The sequence below is a fragment of the Dermacoccus sp. Tok2021 genome, from assembly GCF_019895135.1.
GTDB classification, from domain to species: Bacteria; Actinomycetota; Actinomycetes; order Actinomycetales; family Dermatophilaceae; genus Dermacoccus; species Dermacoccus abyssi.
In genome coordinates, this window is sequence record NZ_JAGTHU010000001.1 from 409,165 (window position 1) to 429,863 (window position 20,699).

The window sequence follows — 20,699 nt, forward strand, 5'->3', positions numbered from 1 at the left end:
AGGCGTGCCGAGGGAACGCCGTCCGTTCGGACCGTTCCTCGTGCCGAGCTTCCGTGGGGCAGGTTCGCGTGGTGCGCGAGGGGCGTCGGGACGTGCGCGGTTGCTCGTCATGGCTCTTGTCGTCGCTCTCGTCGCGACGATCATGGTGGGTCGCCTCGTTCAACTGCAGATCGTCGACGGCGCGAAGAACGCGACGGCCGCAGCGGACATCAACACGCGTGACGTCGTCGTGCCTGCCCAACGCGGGCGGATCCTCGCTGCCGACGGCACCGTTCTCGTCGGGAACGGTTCGACGACGACGCTGACGATCTCGCCGCAGGCCCTCGCGCGTGAAGACGCGCCGAAGGTCATCGCGCGCGTCGCCTCGGCCATCGGCCGGGATCCGCGGAGCCTCTTGGCGCGGACGAAGGCGTGCGGGACGAAGGGCGCCGCGCCGTCGCCGGTCTGCTTCGCCGGGCATCCCTTCGAGGCGGTGCCGATCGCCTCCGACGTCGACGCCTCGGCCGCGAACGCGTTGCTCGAGCGACCTGAGGCATACCCCGGCATCGCGGTCCGACCGGCGGCCACCCGCACCTACGGCTCGCGCGGCGACTCCCTGGCCCAGGTCGCCGGCTACCTCACGGCAGCGACGGCCGACGACACCGACGTCGCGACCTCGGGGTCGGGTGTGCCGACGCTGCTCGGCCGCACGGGTGTCGAGAAGCAGTACGACGCCGTCCTGCGCGGACGCGACGGCAAGCGCTCCACCGCCATCGGACCCGACGGAACGGCGCAACGTCAGGTGGCGGATGTGCCGCCGGTGGCGGGCCAGGACGTCGTCACCTCGATCCGCCCCGCCGTGCAGGACGCCGCAGCGAAGGCGCTCGCCGACGGCATCGCAGCAGCCCGAAAACGCGGGCAGAAGGCCGGTTCGGGCAGCGTCGTCGTCCTCGAGGCGAACAGCGGCAACGTCGTCGCCATGACGAACCAGCCCACCTACGACCCGTCCGTGTGGAACGGCGGCGTGACGCAGGCCGAGTACGACTCGCTGCTCGACACCAGGGCCGGCGACCCGCTGACCAACCGCGCCATGTCCGTGGCCGGCCCGCCCGCGTCGACGTTCAAGGCGTTCTCCCTCTTCGCCGCGGCTCAGACCGGTGTGGATCCGAACGGCTCGTACTCCTGCCCGTCGTCGGTCATGATCGGCAACCGCTCCTACAGCAACTTCGAGTCGCAGGCGCACGGCACGATCGACATCCCGAAGGCGCTCGAGGTCTCCTGCGACACGGTTTTCTACCGGTGGGCGTACGACGCCTGGGTCAAGGCCGGGGGAGTGAAGGCGTCCACCGACGCTCCCGACCCGTACGCCAGCGTGGCCCGCGAGTTCGGCTACGGCGCGCGAACCGGGGTGGACCTGCCCACGGAGGCGAGCGGCTCCATTCCCGACCGCGCGACGAAGCGCCGTGAGTGGGAGGCGACGAAGGCGGCGTCCTGCCGGCGGGCGAAGAGCGGGTACCCGGAGATCGCTGACAAGGACCGTGCCTCGTACCTCACGCAGGTGGCCAAGGAGAACTGCACGAGCGGCTACGTCGTGCGCGCCGGTGACGCGGTGAACTTCGCCATCGGCCAGGGTGACGTCGCCGCGACGCCGATGCAGGTGGCCACGTCGTTCGCCGCGCTCGCGACGAACGGGCGCGTACCGACGCCCCGCGTCGCCGTGGCAACCGCGCGTTCGGACGGCAGCTCCCAGACGGTGCTCCCGACGCCCGAGGCGCGTGTCCTCGGCCTCGATGCCCGGATGTACGCCCGCGAACTCGAGGGCCTCAAACGGGCGGTCTCGACGGGAACGGCCTCCGAGGCCTTCCGAGGCTTCGACCTCGACGCGCACCCCGTCTACGGCAAGACAGGGACGGCCGAGGTCTACGGCAAGCACGCCACCGCGTGGTTCGCCTCGTTCGGCGGGGCGGACGAGGACGGCAAGCGCTACGTCGTCGTCGTTCGGGTCGACGAAGGAGGCGAGGGTGGACGGACCGCCGCACCCATCGCGCGCTCCGTCTGGGACGCGCTCGTCAGGCGCTCTCGCTGAGACGAGGGCGCACGGCGGCTGGTGATAGCCTGGATGCGATCTTCGGCTCGTGCCGGAGAGTCGAGAACGAGGGGAAGCCGGTCGAATTCCGGCGCTGACCCGCAGCCGTAGATCAGTTCGCTGATGAGCCGGAATGCCTCGTCTCGGCTGTGTCTGATCACATCTGCCTCATCACACCCGTCGAGGTCAGCGGGAGGGGCCCGGCTCGTCGTTCGAGCAGGGTGTCGACCACCGGCCACGCACCTGCCCGGAAGGTCATCATGACGACCCACCTGCGTCGCGCCGGATTCACCAGCGCCGCCCTCGTCGCTCTCGCTGCCGCAGCTTCGGCCCCCGCCACCGCAGCCCCGGCGACGGGAACCGACGCCGCGGCGTCCTTCCTCGCCGGGCAGTTCGCGGCGGGCGGGCACCAGCTCAGCTCCACCTACGCGGGTCAGACCTACCTCGACGCGGGCCTTTCCGCGGACGGCATCCTGGCCCTTACGTCGGCCGGCGTTGCGGGCAACGAAGCCGGTGCCGCCACGACAGCGTTCGCCAAGGGTGTGGGTGACTACGCCATGCCGGGCACCGACGTGTACGCCGGAGCTGTGGCGAAGTCCCTCATCGTCGCGAAGGCACAGGGGCAGAACCCGCGCGCGTTCGGCGGCGTCGACCTCGTCTCGAAGCTGCAGGGCCTCGAGAAGCCGAGCGGCCGCTTCTCCGACGTCTCGGCCTACGGCGACTACTCGAACGCCGTCACCCAGTCCCTCGCCGTCATCGCGCTTCAGAAGGCCGGCGCGCCCGCTGACGCGAAGGCCACGAACTACCTCCTCTCGCTGCGCTGCAACGACGGCGGATTCCGCTTGGCCGACGACGGTTCGGCGTGCGTCTCCGACCCCGACGCCACGTCGTTCGCCGTGCAGGCGCTCGCCGCCGCCGGCGGTCACGGCGCCGACGTGACGAAGGCCGTGAACTTCCTCGCCACGAAGCAGAACGCCGACGGTGGCGTCGCCGGCGGAACGGGCACGACCACCCCCAACGCCAACTCGACGGGCCTCGCGGCGGTGGCGTTCACCCTCGGCGGTCAGGGCGCGCGCGCTGTTAAGGCGCAGTCGTTCGTCGCCTCGCTGCAGTACGGCTGCTCGTTCCCTGCCGCTGTGCGTGGCGCCATCGCCTACGACCGCACCGCGTTCGCGGCGATGAAGAGCGCCGGTGCCTCCGGCAAGCTCGCCGGCAACGAGACCCGCGCCACGTCCCAGGGTCTCTACGCGTTCACGAGGGCGCCCCTCGTCTCGTTGACGAAGGGTGGCGCCACCACGACTCCCGCCATCTCGTGCTCCTCCGAGCCCACGTCGTCGCCCAGCACCTCGACGTCCACGACGAGCGCGCCGAAGCCGACGACCACCTCGTCGAGCAACTCGACGTCCACCTCCGCCACGCCGGCTCCCACGAGCACCACGAGCGCCACGAGCACGGACGCCACCGCAGCGCCGACCTCGACGACGAGCCCGAGCGCGCCGTCCACGTCCACGGTGCCGCAGTCGACGTCGACCACGCCCGCCACCGGCCCGATCGTGAACACCGACAAGGTCTCGGACAACACCGTGCCGTTCGGCTTCGCCTTCGGCGCCGTCATCCTCGTCGCCGCGGGAGGTGCCGTTGCGTACGCGCGTCGCCGCTGATCTCGCGCGCCTCGGCGCACCGGTTCTCGTCGGCGCCTCGGCCCTCGCGGGCCTCGGTGCCGTGACGACGGGTGCCGCAGCGCCCGCGTCCGCTGCGGGTGCGTGCACGAGTGCGACGAGCGGCGTGACCGTCGTCGTCCAGTTCCCGAGCGGCTCGGCCACCGGCTGCGCGCCGGGTAGTCCGGGCACGGCGCTCCAGGCGCTGCGGGCCGCCGGGTTCTCGACGACCGGTTCCACGCAGTACCACGACGGCGTGCTGTGCGGCGTCAACGGGTACCCGTCGAGTTCGCCGTGCCGGATGCCTCCGCCGAACGCCTACTGGGCGGTCTTCAGCGCCAAGCGCGGCGGCTCGTGGAACTACTCGAACCTCGGTGTCGCCTCGCTGCGCGCCACCCCGGGCGGAGTCGTCGGATTCCGCTTCGGCAACGGCACCGCGCCGTCGGTGCCCGTGCCTGCTGCGATCACGTCGCCGAAGCCGAGCACGACGAAGCCCACGACATCGACTCCGAGGCCCAGCTCGCCCAAGCCGAGCAGCACGAAGCCGACCACGTCGCAGCCGAAGCCGTCGAGTTCGAGGCCCTCGTCCAAGCCGTCCTCGACGAAGGCCGGCTCCACGACGGCTGCGCCGAAGCCGACGCCGAGCAAGCCGTCGTCGACGGCGGGTTCGACGAGCAGCCCCCAGCCGACCACCTCGGGGTCGAAGCCGGGCCAGGGTGCCACGTCGACTCCCACGGTCAAGGCAACGGCCCTCGTGACGAAGGACGGGAAGCCACTCAAGGTCATCACCTTCAGTGACGGCTCGTCGACGACGCTCGATGCGAACTCGAGCGATGCCAAGAAGTACAAGGTCGGTGTGAAGAAGAAGGGCGGTACGCCCGCCGCCACCAAGATGACCGGTACGAAGGTGCCCCAGCCGAAGAACACTGCTCACCCGAGCATCTCGACGTCGGGCAGTGTGCCCGGTCTCGCCGTGCCGGAGAAGAAGAGCTCAGGCAGCAACAACCTTCCCGGCATCATCGCCGGTGTCGGTGTGCTCGGCGTCGCAGCCGTGGGAGGCGGATACGCGGCACGTCGTCGCGGATGACCTCGGCCTCCGGCCATCGCCGTCGCGTCGTCCACCCCGGTGCGTGGTGGATGTGGGCGACGGCGATGGCCGTTGCCATCGCCACGACGACGAATCCCGTCCTGTTGGCCCTCGTGCTTGCCGTCGTGGTGCTCACGGTCGTCGCTCGGCGCCCCTATGCGCCGTGGGCCCGTAGCCTGCGCCTCTACGCGGCGCTCGGAGCCTTCGTCGTCGTGAGCCGCGTCGTTCTGCATGTCCTCGTGGGCATGAAGACGAGCGACACGATCGTCCTTCCGCTGCCGCAGGTGGAGCTTCCCGAGTGGGCTCGCGGCATCACTCTTCTCGGCCCGGTCGGTCTTGGCGGCCTCGTCGGTGCCTTCCTCGAGGGCCTGCGCCTGGCCACGATGCTGTTCTGCTTCGGCGCAGCCAACGCGCTCGCCAACCCCAAGCGCCTGCTCGCGGCCACGCCTCCGGCCGTCCGTGACATCGGGACGGCCACCGTCATTGCGTTGTCCGTGGCGCCCCAGCTCGTCGAGAGCGTCCAGCGGGTGCGCAAGGCGCGCGTGCTGCGTGGCGACCCACGCCGCGCCACGCGCGTCAAGCAGGTGGCCCTTCCCGTGCTGCACGACACGCTGGACCGTTCCATCTCCCTCGCGGCCTCGATGGAGGCACGTGGGTATGGCCGTCGGGCCGAGCGGCCCTTCGTGACGCGCTTCGTCATCGGCGTGCTCATGCTCGGCGGTGCGCTGCTCACGTGCGTCGGCGTCTACGGCACGATGCAGGGCTCCGGAGCCGAGGGAGTCGTGAGCGACGTTCCCTGGTGGACGACGGCGCCCGTGCTCGTCGTCGGCATCGTGGCGAGCGTGGTCGGGGTGGCTTTCGCAGGACGTTCGATGCGGCGCACCCGCTACCGGCGCGACCCGTGGGGCCTGCTCGAGTGGGCCGTCGTTGCCTGCGGCATCGTGACGCTTGTGGCCGTTCGTGCGGTTCTCGCGGACCAGCCCGACGCGCGCAACCTCTCGGTTTCGCCCCTCGCCATGCCCGTGGTACCCCTGTGGCTCCCGCTCGCGCTCGTGCCCGCGCTCCTGCCGGCGTTCTTCACACCCGAACCGGAACGCCCGCGGCGTACGAGCGCGCCCGAACGCACCCTCGACGACGCAGCGCCCGGACGCGACGCCCGGGCCCTGCGAGGAGCCACCTCATGACCGAAACACACGACACAACTCCCGCGGGGGACGTGGGAGGGCGTGACGCAGCCACCGTCTGGACCAGAGAACCCGCCGTCGTCATCGACGGCGCGACGCTGACGTACGACGGGGCCGAACACCCCTCGCTGCGCGACGTCGACCTGCGCATCGAACGCGGTGAGCTCGTCGCCGTCATCGGCCGCACCGGCTCGGGCAAGTCGACGCTCCTCGGGCTGCTCACCGGGCTCGTCCCGCACTTCACGGGCGGACTCCTGCAGGGCAGGGTCGTCATCGGCGGGCTCGACATCTGCGAGAACAAGCCCAGCGAACTCGCCTCCGTCGTCGGGTACGTCGGGCAGGACCCCCTCGCCGGCTTCGTCACCGACACCGTCGAGGAAGAACTCGCCTACGGCATGGAACAGCTCGGCATAGCGCCGGAGGTCATGCGTCGGCGGGTCGAGGAGACGCTCGATCTGCTCGGTATCGCCGAGCTGCGCGAGGCTCCGTTGCGCGACCTTTCGGGCGGCCAGCAGCAGCGCGTCGCCATCGGAAGTGTGCTCGTCATGCACCCGCAGATCCTCGTCCTCGACGAACCCACCTCGGCGCTCGACCCCACGGCCGCCGAGGACGTTCTCGCCGTACTCACGCGCCTTGTCCAGGATGTCGGTTCGACCGTCGTCGTCGCGGAACACCGCATCGAGCGCGTGCTCCCGTTCGCCGACCAGGTCGTGCACGTGGGGGCGAACGGCGTCGTCACCTCCGGGGCTCCCGGCGAGGTGCTCGGGGCATCCGACGTCGCACCGCCGGTCGTCGCACTCGGTCGTGCCGCCGGTTGGTCGCCGCTGCCGCTGACGATCCGCGACGCGCGGCGGGTGCTCGTGGAGCGTGCCGCGAGTGCGCCCTTCACGGTCGAGGCACCGCCCATCCGCGGGACAGACGTGCCCTTGACTGCGCCGGTGCTCGAGGCGCGGGGCGTACGCGTTCGCCTGTCCGGCCTCGACGTCGTCGCGGGTGTGGACCTCGACCTTTGCGCCGGCACGGTGACGGCGCTCATGGGCCGCAACGGCTGCGGCAAGTCGACGCTCATGTGGGCGCTTCAGGGAAGTGGCCGGCGTGACGGCGGCAGCATCGGCGTGGTCTCCGCACGAGGCGAATCGCTCGACCCCGCGAAACTGAACCCCGCGCAGCGCCGCGGTCTCGTCGGCATGGTGCCGCAGACCGCCGGGGACCTCCTCTACCTCGACACGGTGGGGGAGGAACTCGCGCAAGCCGATTCCGACGCCGGCCGCGAGCCCGGTGCTGCCCAGGCGTACCTCGCGAACCTGGCCCCGGGCATCGACCCGGCCATGCATCCCCGCGACCTGTCCGAAGGGCAGCGCCTCGCGCTCGTCCTCGCCGTCCAGCTCGTGGCCGAACCTCAGGTGCTCGTGCTCGACGAACCGACCCGCGGTCTCGACTACGCCGGCAAGGAGGCCCTGCGGGCGATCCTGCGCAGGCGCGCCGACGAAGGGCGGGCCGTTCTCGTGGCGTCGCACGACGTCGAGTTTGCCGCTGCAGTGGCCGACGAGGTCATCCAGATGGCCGGGGGAGAGTTCATCGCGACCGGCAGTGCACGCGACGTGCTCACGGCGTCGCCCGCCCTGGCCCCACAGATGGCGAAGGTGCTCGCGCCCGTTCCCGCTCTCACGTTGAGCGATGCGCTGACGGTGCTCGGAGTGCCGTCATGAGTCCGCAGGCTTCTGTGAACCCGGAAGAGCGCGCGGGCACCGCCCGACCGGTGAAACGCGCCGCCCGCTCGAAGGCAACGAGCGCCGTCCGTCTGAAGCCGCGTAGCGCCGCCACGATCCTCGTCGTCAGCCTCATCGGGTTGCTCGCGAACCTGTGGCCCCTCCTCGTCGAGGAGCACTCGGCCGTCGCCGGCCACAGCCGTGACGCCCCGATGCTCTTCGCCATCCTCCTGCCGCTCATGCTCGTCGTGGTCCTGGCCGAGATCGCGGACGGCGGGATGGACGCGAAGGCCGTCGCGATGCTCGGCGTCCTGTCTGCCGTGGATGCCGTCCTGCGCCCCCTCGGTGCGGGGACCGGCGGTATCGAGGTGATGTTCTTCCTTCTCGTCCTCGGCGGCCGCGTCTTCGGAGCAGGCTTCGGCTTCGCGCTCGGCGCGACGAGCATGTTCGCCTCCGCCGTGCTCACTGCGGGCATCGGCCCGTGGTTGCCGTACCAGATGCTCGGAGCGGCCTGGGTCGCCATGGGCGCCGGCCTTCTGCCGTGGCGGCGCGGGCTCAGGTGGCCGCTCGAACTGCTCCTGCTGTGCGTCTACGGCGCCTTCGCGTCGCTCGCCTACGGGTTCGTGCTCAACATGTCCTTCTGGCCGTTCGCCACCGGCGACGACCCGGCCATCATGCCGGTGCCCGGCGCGCCGCTGGGCGACAACCTCGCACGCTTCGTCGCCTACACCCTGGCCACGTCGCTGGGTTGGGACCTCGGGCGCGTCATCACGAACGTCGCCCTCATCCTCGTCGCGGGTCGACCGATCATGGTTGCGCTGCGCCGTGCCTCGCGTCGTGCCGCGTTCGACGCGACGCCGCGCTTCGCCGAGGGCTCCCGCGCTGATTAGGTCGGCACCCGGACCCGCTGATAATCTGAACTCTGCCGTCGATCGGCCGCGGACCAAGAGCGCCCCAGTGAACAGGCCTGGGAGCACCGCGCAACGATGTGTTGAAGGAGTTGGGCATGGCCCTGAATGCTGAGACGAAGAAGAAGATCATCGCCGAGTACGGCACGTCCGAAGGCGACACGGGCTCGCCCGAGGTGCAGGTTGCCCTCCTCACGGAGCGCATCAAGGGCCTGACGGAGCACGCTCGTCAGCACCCGCACGACCACCACACGCGTCGTGGTCTGCTCCTGCTCGTCGGTCAGCGCAAGCGCATGCTTCGCTACCTCGAGTCGGTCGACATCGAGCGTTACCGCTCGCTGATCAAGCGCCTCGGCCTGCGCCGTTGATCGCATTGATCACCATGATTTGACGCCGGACGGCGGTCACTCGTCTACGAGTGGCCGCCTTTCGGTGTTTCGAGGGGCCCGGACGGGCCGCTCGGCAGCAAGAAACGGGTCGCACACAACGACGATGTGCGCATCCGAGACGTAGATGAAACAAGAAGGAGGGCCCAAATGGAGGGTCCCGAGATCCAGTTCGCCGAAGCCGTCATCGACAACGGCTCGTTCGGCACCCGCACGGTTCGCTTCGAGACGGGACGTCTCGCGAAGCAGGCCAACGGCGCAGTCCTCGCCTACCTGGACGACGACACCTGCCTGCTGAGCACCACCACCGCCAGCAAGCAGCCCAAGGAGCACTTCGACTTCTTCCCCCTCACGGTGGACGTCGAGGAGCGCAGCTACGCGGCCGGCAAGATCCCCGGCTCGTTCTTCCGTCGTGAGGGTCGTCCCTCCACGGACGCGATCCTCACCTGCCGCCTCATCGACCGCCCGCTGCGCCCGGCCTTCAAGAAGGGCCTGCGCAACGAGGTCCAGGTCGTCATCACGGTTCTCGCGCAGAACCCGGACGTGCAGTACGACGTCCTGGCCATCAACGGCGCGTCGGCCTCCACGCAGATCTCCGGTCTGCCGTTCACCGGCCCGATCGGTGGCGTGCGCGTCTCCCTCATCGACGGCCAGTGGGTCGCCTTCCCGAACTTCTCCGACATCGAGCGCTCGGCGTTCGACATGGTCGTCGCCGGCCGTCTCGTCGGTGACGACGTCGCCATCATGATGGTCGAGGCCGAGTCCACCGAGTCGACGTGGAACCTGGTGGCCGAAGGCACCCAGGCCCCGACCGAAGAGGTCGTCGCCGAGGGCCTCGAGGCCGCGAAGAAGTTCATCCGCGTGCTCTGTGAGGCTCAGGTCGAGCTCGCGCAGCAGGCCGCCAAGGAGGTCCAGGACTTCCCGGTGTTCCTCGATTACCAGGACGATGTCTACGGTGCGGTCGAGAAGTCGGCCAAGGACCAGACGTCCGCTGCGATGACGATCGCAGGCAAGGCCGAGCGCGAGGACAAGCTCGACGAGATCAAGGACGCGCTCAAGGCCGAGCTCGCCGGCGAAGGCCGCGAGTTCGAGGGCCGCGAGTCCGAGGTTTCCGCTGCGTTCCGTTCGCTGCAGAAGCAGCTCGTGCGCGAGCGCATCCTGCGCGAGAAGGTCCGCATCGACGGCCGTGGCCTGGCGGACATCCGTGCGCTCTCGGCCGAGGTCGAGGTGCTGCCGCGCGTTCACGGTTCCGCGATCTTCGAGCGCGGCGAGACCCAGATCATGGGTGTCACGACGCTCAACATGCTGCGCATGGAGCAGCAGATCGACTCCCTGTCGCCGGTGACGCGCAAGCGCTACATGCACCACTACAACTTCCCGCCGTTCTCCACGGGTGAGACGGGCCGCGTCGGTTCGCCGAAGCGCCGCGAGATCGGTCACGGTGCTCTGGCCGAGCGTGCGCTCATGCCGGTGCTGCCGACGCGCGAGGAGTTCCCCTACGCCATCCGTCAGGTCTCCGAGGCTCTCGGCTCCAACGGTTCGACGTCCATGGGTTCGGTCTGCGCCTCGACCCTGTCGCTGCTCAACGCCGGTGTGCCGCTGCGCGCCCCGGTCGCCGGTATCGCGATGGGTCTCGTCTCCGCCGAGATCGACGGTCAGACGCAGTACGCGGCCCTCACCGACATCCTCGGTGCCGAGGACGCATTCGGCGACATGGACTTCAAGGTTGCCGGTACCCGTGAGTTCGTCACGGCCATCCAGCTCGACACGAAGCTCGACGGCATCCCGGCCCAGGTTCTTGCCGGTGCACTGACGCAGGCGCGCGACGCTCGCCTGCACATCCTCGACGTGATGAACGAGGCGATCGACGCTCCCGACGAGATGTCGCCGTTCGCCCCGCGCGTTCTCGCGGTGAAGATCCCGGTCGACAAGATCGGTGAGGTCATCGGCCCGAAGGGCAAGATGATCAACCAGATTCAGGAGGACACGGGCGCCGACCTGTCCATCGAGGACGACGGCACGGTCTACATCGGTGCCACGGACGGCCCGAGCGCCGAGGCTGCGCGCGCCGCGGTCAACGCGATCGCCAACCCGCAGATGCCCGAGGTCGGCGAGCGCTTCCTCGGCACCGTCGTCAAGACGACGACCTTCGGTGCGTTCGTCTCGCTGCTTCCGGGCAAGGACGGCCTGCTGCACATCTCCGAGGTGCGCAAGCTCGTCGGCGGCAAGCGCATCGACGCTGTCGAGGACGTGCTGAAGATCGGCCAGAAGGTCCAGGTGGAGCTCAAGGAGGTCGACCCGCGCGGCAAGCTTTCGCTCGCCGTCGTCGAGGAGGCCAAGGCCGAGTCCGCGAACACGCCGGAGAACACGGACGCCGCGACGGCCGCGGCTGCTGCCGAGGTCGCCGACTCCGCCGGTCACATGGACCCGCACTCGGGTTCCGAGGACGAGTCCGGTGACAAGAAGCCGCGTCAGCGTCGCCGTGGCGGTCGCGGTCGTGGCCGTGGCGCCGAGCAGGGCGAGGGCAACGCCGCCGCCGACCAGCTCGTCGACGCAGGCTCCGACGGCAACGAGGCGAAGGCGACCTCCGAGGACGCCTGAGCCACACCGGTTCGAGCATGAAGGCTCCGCTCCCGACGTTCGTCGGGGGCGGAGCCTTCCGCATGCGTGGAAGACGTTCCCTTTCACGGCCACGACGTTCCGGCGGGATTCGGGCTTCGTGGGAGGATGGGCGGGTGAGAGCAGTCGACCGGGCGGACGCGTTTCAGCGCCGTCACCCCGTGCTCGGGTACCCGATCGGTGTCGTGTACAAGTTCATCGACGACCAGGGCGCGTATCTCGCGGCGCTCATCACCTATTACGGCTTCCTCTCGGTCTTCCCGCTCATCCTGCTGCTGCAGTCGGCACTCGGCTTCTTCATTCACGGCAACGAGCGGCTGCACAAGCAGATCCTCGACTCGGTGCTCGGCCAGATTCCCGTGCTCGGCAACACGCTGAGCAACGCCGCGCCGAGCGCGTTGCGCGGCAGCGTCTCCGGCATCGTGCTCGGTTCGATCGTGGCCCTCTACGGTGGCCTCGGGGTGGCTCAGGCGCTTCAGCACACGAGCAACACGTGTTGGTCGGTGCCGCGCAACTCGCGCCCCAACCCCATCCTCATGCGCGTGCGCAGCGCTGCCGTGCTGCTCTTCCTCGGCGTCGCTCTCGTGTCCCTGGGGTGGCTGCCTCAGACGTGGCACGCGCCCGGTTGGCTCATGCTCGCGCTCAACCTCGTGTTCGGCACCGTCATCTTCCTGCTCCTCATGAAGATGACGACGGCTCGCGGGCAGGGGTGGGGTCGTCTGGCTCCTGGCGCGCTGCTCGTGACGGTCGTCTGGCAGCTATTCATGGCGGCGGGCAGTACCTTCACCAAGATCTTCGGCGCGCGTTCGAGCGACATCTACGGCACGTACGGCAGCATCCTGACGATTCTCGTCGCCTGTTACATCATGGCGGTCGCGTTCGTCGTGGGGTGCGAGGTCAACGTCGTGCTCCACCGCCGCCTGTACCCACGCTCGCTCATGACGCAGTTCACGGACGACGTCGACCTCACCCTGGCCGACCAGCAGGCGTACACCCTGCAGTCCACGATGCAGCGCTTCAAGAACTACCAAGCGATCGACGTCGTCTTCGACAAGAACAACGACGGTGTTGCCGATCAGCCCTCGGACCTCGACCTGCGGTGGCACGATGCAGTGGACGCCCACGAGCAATGGTTGAAGCGTGGGCATCCGACGCGGCCGTCCGGGATGTGGGGACTCACGGCCGAAGTGGAAGACAACCGCAGTGTCGACGGAAGCGAATGATGACGAACGACCTCAGGACGAACGAGCCGATCCAGCTCGGCCCCATGGTGCGCTATGCGGGGGAGCGCGAGGCGACGCTCTGGGCGCAGACGCGTGACGCGGGCGAGCTCACGGTGCGCATCGGCGAGAAGTCGTGGAGCGCGCGCACGTTCGCGGCGCACGGGCATCACTACGCCCTCGTCCTGCTCGACGGCCTCGAGCCCGGCCAGGTGTACGAGTACACGGTCGAGGTGAACGGCGAACACGCGTGGCCGCAGCCCGATTCGCCGTTCCCCGCGCCGGTCGTCAAGATGCTCAAGGCCGATCGTCCGACGAAGATGGCCTTCGGCAGCTGCCGCACGAGCGTGCCGCACGACGCCAAGCACAACCGCACCAACGGCATCGACTCGCTGCGCGCCTACGCGCACGAAATGGCGCGTCACCCCAGGGACGAGCGGTGGCCCGACCTCGTCGTCCTGCTCGGTGACCAGGTGTACGCCGACATCACGTCGGAGGCCATGCAGGAGTTCATCGAGGAGAAGCGCGGCCTCGACAGCGAGCCCGGCGAGGAACTCAAGGACTACGTCGAGTACGCCCACCTCTACCGCCTCGCCTACAGCGAGCCGGCGGTGCGCTGGATGCTCTCGACGATGCCGAGCGCGATGATCTTCGACGACCACGACGTGCGCGACGACTGGAACACCTCGCTCGCGTGGCACGAGGAGATGAACAAGACCTCCTGGTGGCACGGTCGCATCGTCGGCGCGCTCTCGTCGTACTGGGTCTACCAGCACTGCGGCAACCTCTCGCCCGAGGCGCTCGCCGAGGACGAGGTCTGGCAGAAGATCACCGCGCACACCGGCAGCGACGAGCTCGACATCACCGACATGATCGAGGCCTTCGCGGAGAAGGTCGACCGGGACGCCCAGTCGTACCGCTTCTCGTACACGCGCGATCTCGGCGAGAGCAAGCTCATCGTCCTCGACTCGCGCGCCGCGCGCGATCTGCGCCCCGGCCACCGCGCGATGCTGGACGCGGAGGAGCTCGACTGGCTCGACGGTGAACTGCGCGGGGACGTGGAGCACCTGTTCATCGGTACGTCGCTGCCGTTCTTCATGCCCGAGGGCATCCACATGCTCGAGGCGCTCGACGAGGCCGCGTGCGACGGCGCGTGGGGCAAGACGATGGCGAGCCTCGGCGAGAAGATGCGTCAGACGATCGACCTCGAGCACTGGGCCGCGTTCAGTGACACGTTCTTCAAGGTCTCCGACATGGTGCTCGAGGTTGCGCGCGGTGAGCGCGGCGTGGCCCCGCGCACGGTGACGTTCCTTTCGGGCGACATCCACAACTCGTTCCTCTCCGAGGTCCAGGACGCCGACGGCACGAAGTCGCGCATCTTCCAGGCCGTGTGTTCGCCGATCCGAAACCCGCTGCCGCGGCACGTGCGCGCGGGGCAGTCGATCATCGGTCGCGGACTCGCGTGGCCGCTGCGTGAGGTCGTCGAGCGGACGAAGGCCGTGCGCACGCCGCACTTCACCTGGCGTACGACGCACGGGCCGTGGTTCGACAACAACCTCGCCACGGTGGAGGTCACCGAGAAGGGCCTCGACTTCCGTTGGGAGGCGGGTGAGATCGTCGACGGCGACCTCGAGCACCCGCGCCTACGCGTCGTCTCCGACATCCGCCTCGACTCCGACGGCGATGGCGACAACGTCGAGCGCAAGGGCGATCGCGGGCGCCTGCACGCGTGGCAGCCACTCGCCATGCGGATCGTCGAGCGGGTCAAGAACCTGCGTCGCTAGGCTCGGGCCATGAGCGAGACGATCAAGGTTGCAGTGATCGGCGCCGGTGGGCGCATGGGCAGCGAGGCCGCCAAGGCGGTCGAGGCGGCCCCGGACATGGAACTCGTCGGCCGGTTCGACGTGGGGGACGACCTCGGTGATCTCGGGGGTGCCGACGTCGCCGTCGAGCTGACGGTGCCTGACGCCTCGCCCGGTAATCTCGCCCACTGCGTCTCCCAGGGCGTCTCGGCCGTCGTCGGCACGACCGGTTGGAACGAGGAGAAGCTCGCCACCCTGCGCTCGCAGGTGGAGGCGGCTGACGGCGTCGGGGTGCTCATCGCACCGAACTTCTCGATCGGCGCCCTGCTCATGATGAAGTTCGCCCGCGAGGCCGCGGCCTTCTACGAATCGGTCGAGGTCGTGGAGATCCACCACCCGAACAAGGTCGACGCACCCTCGGGCACGGCGGCGCACACGGCGCGCGCCATCGCCGAGGGGCGGGCTGACGCTGGTCTCGGCGAGGTGCCGGACGCCACCGAGCACGACCCGGACGGCGCGCGCGGCGCCCGCGTCGACGGCATCCCCGTGCACGCCATCCGCATGCGCGGGCGGGTGGCGCACCAGGAGGTGCAGTTCGGCGCCGAGGGCGAGGCCCTCACGATCCGTCACGACAGCTTCGAGCGCGTCAGCTTCATGCCCGGCGTGCTCACGGGCGTTCGCAACGTGGTGACGACGCCCGGCCTCACCGTGGGCCTGGAGAACTTCCTCGGCCTCTGACCCGACCTGCCTGGAATCCGCACCGGCACCCTAGGCTCGTCCATGACGTACGAACTCTCCGACGACATCCGCATCGACGCCACGCCCGAGGCGGTGTACGCCGTCATCAGCGACGTCACACGCACCGGTGAGTGGAGCGAGCAGTGCCGCCGTGTCGAATGGGAGAACGACGCCCGCGGCGTCGGCGCACGCTTCACCGGCCACAACGAAACGCCCGAGCGCGAGTGGACGACGACCTCGCAGGTCGCGGTGGCCGAGCCCGGCGTCGAGTTCGCCTGGGACGTCGTGCCCGCCGAGGTGCGCTGGAGCTACCGCATGGAGCGCGAGGGTGATGGCACGCGCCTCACGCACTCGACGACGTTCACCGAACAGAGCGAGCGCACGTTCGCCGAACGTTTCGGTGACGACGCCCGGGCCCAAGCCGAGAAACGTCGCCTTGCCGCGCGCGAGGGCATCGGCGCGACGCTCGGGCGGATCAAGGACATCGTCGAGGCGGGCTCCGCGCGCTAGGACTCGCTGGCCCTGTCCACCTTGAGGCGTGGCCCGCGGCGGGCCGTCGCCGGGTGAGGTGCCACCGTTCACCCGCGGGTCAGGTGCCCGTCATGTCGACCTCCTACGTTCGGGCAATGACCGACGCGATCCTGGGGCCGCTCGAGCACCTCATGACCTCGTGGTGGGTGTATGCGGCACTGTTCGGTCTGTGCGCCGTTGACGCGCTCGTTCCGGTCTTCCCCAGCGAGGCGCCACTCATCCTTGCCGGGGTGTACGCCGCGTCGGATCCGCACGGGCCCAACGTCGTCCTCGTCGTTCTCGTCTCCGCACTCGGTGCGTGCCTCGGTGATCACCTGTCCTACGGGCTCGGGCACCTGCTCGGCACGTCGTGGCTCGAGAAGAAGCCGAAACGCCGACGCACCGTCGAACGCGTGAGGGGCGTGCTCCACCAACGCGGTTCGTGGGCGCTGCTCGTCGTGCGCTTCATCCCCGGTGGCCGCTGCGTCGCGACGCTCTCGCTCGGCGCGACCGGTTACCCCCTGCGCTCGTTCACGCCGTACGACCTTCTCGCGACGCTCGTGTGGGCCGTGCACGGCACCGTCATCGGCTACATCGGCGGGCACGCGTTCGAGGACAACCCGATCGCGGGCATCGCCACCGGCATGGGCATCGCGATCGTTCTGGCCGGGCTGCTCGAATGGCGCCGCCACCACGCCGAAAAGCGCTCGGAGAGGTCGCAGGACGAGAAGGAGCCCTCGTCGGCCGGGGCATGGGGGTGACGCGAGGTGCCGCTGATGGCGGCCCGGTCACCACCGAGGTGGCGAGACGCTCAGTCCTGTGAGGTGGGCGCTCGTCGTCGAGTGACACGGGCGTGACATCGCCGAACGCGCGAATCGCCGCGGCCGCCGCGTCGAGGTCGCATTCCTCGAACACCATCATGGCGAGCAGCGCCTCGCGGCTGGGGAGGTAACCCTCATCGAGGACCCGGGCAATCGTCGCGTCGTCCGCCCGCGCTTCCTCACGGGGGTCGTCATCCTCAAGATGGTCCATTGCGGCACTGTCGAGGAAGTCATCGATGAGTTCACGGCGTCCCTGCGTCGTGCCGAACGCGGTGTTCCCCGCCCAATCCGCCATGCCGTGCTCGGCAGCGTGCTCGTGCGCGCGCCACCGGCCGCCCTCGAACCAGGCAACGAATCCGACCCCGGGCTGCGGGAAAGCAGCCACGCTCGCGGCGCGACGCACCCAACCGGGGCTGTCTCGAGGACGTCAATGCCCTCGTCGGTCGTGCGCGTGAAGTCGCGATCCCACCCGAGAAGCACGGCTCGACCACCGTCGACGAGGATCATGCGGGCCGAGGTGCCGCCCCCGTCGTCGTAGAACCACCCGTGCCGTTCGGCGCGCGTTGGCTCGTCCGGTCCGAACGCAGCGGCTGAGCAGGCAGCCGCGAGGCGCCAGCCCAGCTCGAGTTGAGCAGGAGGCGCGAGGTCAGATGTACGTTCGATCGGCATGAGTGGACCTCCGGGGTGAGCCTGGGAGTGAGAGTCGTCACGCTAACGAGCAGAACGACGACATGGTTGACATTCGTGCCACGACAAACCGATCTGACTCCGGCCTCGTCAGGCCCGCAACACGACGAGGCACGCCGCGACGAAGTGGACGACGAACGCGGCCACCGTGCACGCGTGGAAGATCTCGTGGAAGCCGAACACCGTGGGCCACGGGTCGGGCTTCTTGAACCCGTAGACGACGGCGCCGATGGTGTAGAGGATGCCTCCCACGGCGATGAGCGTCATGACGGCGGTGCCGCCCGCGGCGTGCAGCGGGGCGGCGTAGAAGACGGCGACCCAGCCGAGGGCGACGTAGATCGGGGTGTAGAGCCAGCGCGGCGCGCCGACCCAGAAGGTGCGGAACAGGACGCCGGCAACGGCACCGATCCACACGATGAGCAGGAGCGACAACCGCTGGTTGCCGCGCAACACGACGAGAGCGAACGGCGTGTACGTGCCCGCGATGATGAGGTAGATGTTCGAGTGGTCGATGCGACGCAGGACCGCGTCGGCGCGCGGGCTCCAGTACCTGCGGTGGTAGAGCGCCGACGTGGCGAACAGCTGTGTTCCCGTCGCTCCGAGGACGAGGGCGCCTACGCGCCCGGCCGTCGTCGGCGCGAGGATCGCGAGCGCGAGACACCCCACGAGGCAGATCGGCGCGAGGACGAGGTGGAACCACCCGCGCAGCAGCGGCTTGACCACGCGCACGACGTCCGCGTCGACGCCTTCGTGCGAGACGGGAGGCATCTCACCGGCATGCTGGCGCAGCGAGTCGCCGAGCGGCGTGCGCCGACGTTCGGTGGTCATCGTTCGTCCTTCGTGTCAGAGGTGGGTTCGGTGCGTGCCTCGACGAGGAGACCGAGCGTCAGTTCGAGCACGCGCCGCGGGTCGGTGAGGGCGTCGCCGTACAGTTCGCGCACCGTGTTCATGCGGTAGCGCACCGTCTGCGGGTGGACATGCAGGCGGCCGGCGACCTCGTCACGACGGCCCTGGTGCAGGAGCCAGGCGAGCAGCGTCTCGGCGAGCACCTCCCGTTTGGCGGGGGAGAGGTCCTCGAGGGGAGCCACAGCACGTTCGCGAAGTCGGGTGGCAACGAGAGGCGCTGAGTCCAGAGCGAGTTCGGGCAACAGCTCGTCGCAGTCGGCGCCGTCATCGGCGCTCGCGAAACGCAGCGCGCGCAGTGCCTGACGGACTGATTCGCCGGCGTCGGTCCACGCCACGGTCGGCCCCAGAGCGGCGGGCGTACCGACGCAGCGCTCGAGAAGGCCGTTCCGAGCGTTGCTTCGCACGCCGGGGACGAGCACGACGGTGGGACCGTCGGCAACGGGAGACCACAGGGCGCGCTCGCCGAGGGCCGTGGCGAGCGCCGTGCGCGGTTCGCCGTCGACGACGAGGGCGGTGAGCGTTTCGGGCGCCTTCCACCGGGCCGATTCGGCGAGGTGCTCGAGGGCCGGGCGGGCCTCGCCCGCGACGAGGGCCGCCGTCAGCTGATCCCGGCGACGGGCCAGTTCACGGGTGCGGGCGGTGAGGGCCGCCGTGTGACCGGCGAGGCTCTGGGCGGACAACTCGTCGATGAAGGCGAAGGTCTTCTCGGCGAGGGCCGCGACGTTCGCCGCCGGCTCCTCGGCGGCCACGGCGCTGCCGGCGAACTGAGCCCACGCGACACGAGCACCCACGCGGTAGGCGGCGAGCAGAGCGTCCGTGGAGCGACCGCTCGCCGCCTCTCCCTGTCCCAGCCGGTAGGCGCCGTCGAGGGTGGAACGGGAGGTCGCGCGGTCGCCCTCGATCTGGGTGGCGACGAACCCCGAGAGGGCCTGTTCGACGGCGCGCTCGATGTTGCTGCGTAACGCAGGATCGAAGGCGCGGTCGTAACCGGGAACCTCCTCGACGATCGCCTCGACGCAGGCGCTCGCCGTCTCGGGCAGGGACGCCCGAAGCTCGGCCAGGGTGCGGTCGGTGAGAATCGGCATGTTCACACTCTACGAACAAATACCTCGAGAAACACGTCGGGTCCGAGCCAAGAATTACGCCGATAGGGCTAAATAAACTGTCGATATGGCCGTAACCTCGCTTTCGCCCACTCGGACGACCTCGCTGCCGAGCGTGGCACGAACCTCTCCGGCGGGCTCGGCAACCCGCCTCGCCTGGCGTGCGGTGCGCGCCCTCACGACGCCTCTCGTGCCCGAGGACTACGTCGACCTCGTCGACCCGCTTCGCTCGCGCCGGTATCTGCGCGCCCGCGTCGTCGACGTCACGCCCGAGACGGCCGACGCCAGCACCGTGACGCTCCAGCCCGGCCGCGGTTGGCTCGGGCACCGCCCGGGCCAGTACATCCGTATCGGCGTCGACATCGACGGCGTGCGCCTGTGGCGCGCCTACTCCGTCACCTCCGGCCCGCGCGGCGACGGGAACATCTCCATCACGGTGAAGGCCCTCACCGGCGGGGTCGTGAGCGCGCACCTGCAGGAGAGCCTGCGTCCCGGTCAGATCGTCCAGATGGAGCAGGCCGACGGCGCCTTCACCTGGAACGGCGGCGCCGAGCCAGTTCTCTTCGTCACCGGGGGCTCCGGCATCACGCCCGTCATGGGCATGCTGCGTCACCGCATCGACGCCGAGGAGGCGTTCGCCGCCGACACCGAGCACGCCGAGAGCGCGCACGACATCGTCGTCCTGCACTCGGCGGCCCACCCCGAGGACGTCATCTTCGCCGACGAACTGCGCTCGCTCGACGCGACGGGCCGCATTCGCCTCGTCGAGCGTCACACCCAGGCCGAGGGGCGACTCGAGCCGCGCGAGCTCGACGACCTCGTGCCCGACTGGCGCGATCGCACCACCTACGCGTGCGGACCTGCGGGCATGCTGCGCGCGTTGCGGGAGTACGCCGACCTCAACGGCGTCGCCGATCACCTGCACACCGAGGAGTTCACCGTCGAACTGGCCGAGCCCGGCGAGGGCGGCGCGCTCACCCTCCACGACGGTTCGAACACGCTCGAACTCGACGTCGCCGGCGACACCGCCATCCTCGACGCCGCCGAGGCCGCCGGGGCCCTCGTGCCCTCCGGCTGCCGCATGGGCATCTGTTACGGCTGCGTGCTGCCCCTGCGCTCGGGAAACGTGCGCGATCTGCGCACCGGCGAGATCACCTCGGGAAGCGAAGGCGACGGCGTCATGGTGCAGACCTGCATCTCCAGCGTCGCCGGGGCTTGCGAGATCGGGCGATGAACCCCACACCCCACCACGCGAGCGACAACCGCCCCGGCGCCCACCGAACCCTCACGACTCAC

General features: G+C 69.7%; 16 protein-coding genes and 1 riboswitch. Of the genes, 14 read left to right on the forward strand and 2 right to left on the reverse strand.

Annotated elements, in window-relative coordinates; all coding sequences use genetic code 11:
- Window positions 1-109 precede the first annotated feature (109 nt).
- The 13 genes from K9D12_RS01910 to K9D12_RS01970 all read left to right on the forward strand — a co-directional run bounded on the left by K9D12_RS01910 (window position 110) and on the right by K9D12_RS01970 (window position 16,647).
- Window positions 110-2,065 (forward strand): penicillin-binding transpeptidase domain-containing protein, encoded by a 1,956-nt coding sequence (locus tag K9D12_RS01910; protein WP_223059303.1) that lies wholly within the window; start codon window positions 110-112, stop codon window positions 2,063-2,065.
- 19 nt (window positions 2,066-2,084) lie between these two features.
- A riboswitch (cobalamin riboswitch) is annotated at window positions 2,085-2,226 on the forward strand.
- A 99-nt stretch (window positions 2,227-2,325) separates the two neighbouring features.
- Window positions 2,326-3,726 (forward strand): prenyltransferase/squalene oxidase repeat-containing protein, encoded by a 1,401-nt coding sequence (locus K9D12_RS01915; protein ID WP_223059304.1) that lies wholly within the window; start codon window positions 2,326-2,328, stop codon window positions 3,724-3,726.
- A complete protein-coding gene (locus K9D12_RS01920; protein WP_223059305.1) occupies window positions 3,698-4,810 on the forward strand; it encodes a hypothetical protein in 1,113 nt (370 codons plus the stop codon). Before K9D12_RS01915 ends, K9D12_RS01920 begins: the two co-directional genes overlap by 29 nt.
- Complete coding sequence (locus K9D12_RS01925; protein ID WP_223059306.1) at window positions 4,807-5,994, forward strand: energy-coupling factor transporter transmembrane component T; 1,188 nt, start codon at window positions 4,807-4,809, stop codon at window positions 5,992-5,994. Before K9D12_RS01920 ends, K9D12_RS01925 begins: the two co-directional genes overlap by 4 nt.
- Entirely contained in the window at window positions 5,991-7,703 is a 1,713-nt protein-coding gene (locus K9D12_RS01930; protein WP_223059307.1) for an ABC transporter ATP-binding protein, read from the forward strand. The genes K9D12_RS01925 and K9D12_RS01930 overlap by 4 nt, the downstream gene beginning before the upstream one ends.
- Window positions 7,700-8,593 (forward strand): ECF transporter S component, encoded by an 894-nt coding sequence (locus K9D12_RS01935; protein ID WP_223059308.1) that lies wholly within the window; start codon window positions 7,700-7,702, stop codon window positions 8,591-8,593. The genes K9D12_RS01930 and K9D12_RS01935 overlap by 4 nt, the downstream gene beginning before the upstream one ends.
- Before the next feature lie 116 nt (window positions 8,594-8,709).
- On the forward strand, window positions 8,710-8,979 hold the full coding sequence (gene rpsO, locus K9D12_RS01940; RefSeq protein ID WP_047311375.1) for a 30S ribosomal protein S15: 270 nt from the start codon (window positions 8,710-8,712) through the stop codon (window positions 8,977-8,979).
- 168 nt (window positions 8,980-9,147) lie between these two features.
- Window positions 9,148-11,598 (forward strand): polyribonucleotide nucleotidyltransferase, encoded by a 2,451-nt coding sequence (locus K9D12_RS01945; RefSeq protein ID WP_223059309.1) that lies wholly within the window; start codon window positions 9,148-9,150, stop codon window positions 11,596-11,598.
- A gap of 134 nt (window positions 11,599-11,732) precedes the next feature.
- On the forward strand, window positions 11,733-12,839 hold the full coding sequence (locus tag K9D12_RS01950; protein WP_223059310.1) for a YihY/virulence factor BrkB family protein: 1,107 nt from the start codon (window positions 11,733-11,735) through the stop codon (window positions 12,837-12,839).
- A complete protein-coding gene (locus K9D12_RS01955) occupies window positions 12,839-14,620 on the forward strand; it encodes an alkaline phosphatase D family protein (RefSeq protein WP_225910768.1) in 1,782 nt (593 codons plus the stop codon). Before K9D12_RS01950 ends, K9D12_RS01955 begins: the two co-directional genes overlap by 1 nt.
- 9 nt (window positions 14,621-14,629) lie before the next feature.
- A complete protein-coding gene (dapB, locus tag K9D12_RS01960; RefSeq protein ID WP_223059311.1) occupies window positions 14,630-15,376 on the forward strand; it encodes a 4-hydroxy-tetrahydrodipicolinate reductase in 747 nt (248 codons plus the stop codon).
- Between the two features lie 42 nt (window positions 15,377-15,418).
- Window positions 15,419-15,886, forward strand: a complete 468-nt coding sequence (locus K9D12_RS01965) for an SRPBCC family protein (RefSeq protein ID WP_223059312.1) — start codon at window positions 15,419-15,421, stop codon at window positions 15,884-15,886.
- A 116-nt stretch (window positions 15,887-16,002) separates the two neighbouring features.
- Window positions 16,003-16,647 (forward strand): DedA family protein, encoded by a 645-nt coding sequence (locus tag K9D12_RS01970; RefSeq protein WP_047311381.1) that lies wholly within the window; start codon window positions 16,003-16,005, stop codon window positions 16,645-16,647.
- Window positions 16,648-17,484: 837 nt separating this feature from the next.
- Here K9D12_RS01970 and K9D12_RS01975 read toward each other — a convergent pair.
- Both K9D12_RS01975 and K9D12_RS01980 read right to left on the reverse strand, forming a co-directional pair.
- A complete protein-coding gene (locus K9D12_RS01975; RefSeq protein WP_225910769.1) occupies window positions 17,485-18,222 on the reverse strand; it encodes a hemolysin III family protein in 738 nt (245 codons plus the stop codon).
- Entirely contained in the window at window positions 18,219-19,385 is a 1,167-nt protein-coding gene (locus tag K9D12_RS01980; RefSeq protein WP_223059313.1) for a CdaR family transcriptional regulator, read from the reverse strand. Before K9D12_RS01980 ends, K9D12_RS01975 begins: the two co-directional genes overlap by 4 nt.
- Before the next feature lie 133 nt (window positions 19,386-19,518).
- Here K9D12_RS01980 and K9D12_RS01985 point away from each other — a divergent pair, with 133 nt between their 5' ends.
- Window positions 19,519-20,637: a ferredoxin reductase gene (locus tag K9D12_RS01985; RefSeq protein ID WP_259919786.1), complete on the forward strand. Its 1,119-nt coding sequence runs from the start codon at window positions 19,519-19,521 to the stop codon at window positions 20,635-20,637.
- The last annotated feature ends 62 nt before the right edge of the window (window positions 20,638-20,699 follow it).

Bases quoted from the DNA above. Each gene is read 5' to 3' on its own strand.
- K9D12_RS01955 (WP_225910768.1), top strand. From the start codon at position 12,839: ATGACGAACGACCTCAGGACGAACGAGCCGATCCAGCTCGGCCCCATG.
- K9D12_RS01970 (WP_047311381.1), top strand. From the start codon at position 16,003: ATGACCGACGCGATCCTGGGGCCGCTCGAGCACCTCATGACCTCGTGG.
- K9D12_RS01975 (WP_225910769.1), bottom strand. From the start codon at position 18,222: ATGACCACCGAACGTCGGCGCACGCCGCTCGGCGACTCGCTGCGCCAG.
- K9D12_RS01945 (WP_223059309.1), top strand. From the start codon at position 9,148: ATGGAGGGTCCCGAGATCCAGTTCGCCGAAGCCGTCATCGACAACGGC.
- K9D12_RS01915 (WP_223059304.1), top strand. From the start codon at position 2,326: ATGACGACCCACCTGCGTCGCGCCGGATTCACCAGCGCCGCCCTCGTC.
- dapB (WP_223059311.1), top strand. From the start codon at position 14,630: ATGAGCGAGACGATCAAGGTTGCAGTGATCGGCGCCGGTGGGCGCATG.
- K9D12_RS01980 (WP_223059313.1), bottom strand. From the start codon at position 19,385: ATGCCGATTCTCACCGACCGCACCCTGGCCGAGCTTCGGGCGTCCCTG.
- K9D12_RS01965 (WP_223059312.1), top strand. From the start codon at position 15,419: ATGACGTACGAACTCTCCGACGACATCCGCATCGACGCCACGCCCGAG.
- K9D12_RS01935 (WP_223059308.1), top strand. From the start codon at position 7,700: ATGAGTCCGCAGGCTTCTGTGAACCCGGAAGAGCGCGCGGGCACCGCC.
- K9D12_RS01930 (WP_223059307.1), top strand. From the start codon at position 5,991: ATGACCGAAACACACGACACAACTCCCGCGGGGGACGTGGGAGGGCGT.
- K9D12_RS01925 (WP_223059306.1), top strand. From the start codon at position 4,807: ATGACCTCGGCCTCCGGCCATCGCCGTCGCGTCGTCCACCCCGGTGCG.
- rpsO (WP_047311375.1), top strand. From the start codon at position 8,710: ATGGCCCTGAATGCTGAGACGAAGAAGAAGATCATCGCCGAGTACGGC.
- K9D12_RS01910 (WP_223059303.1), top strand. From the start codon at position 110: ATGGCTCTTGTCGTCGCTCTCGTCGCGACGATCATGGTGGGTCGCCTC.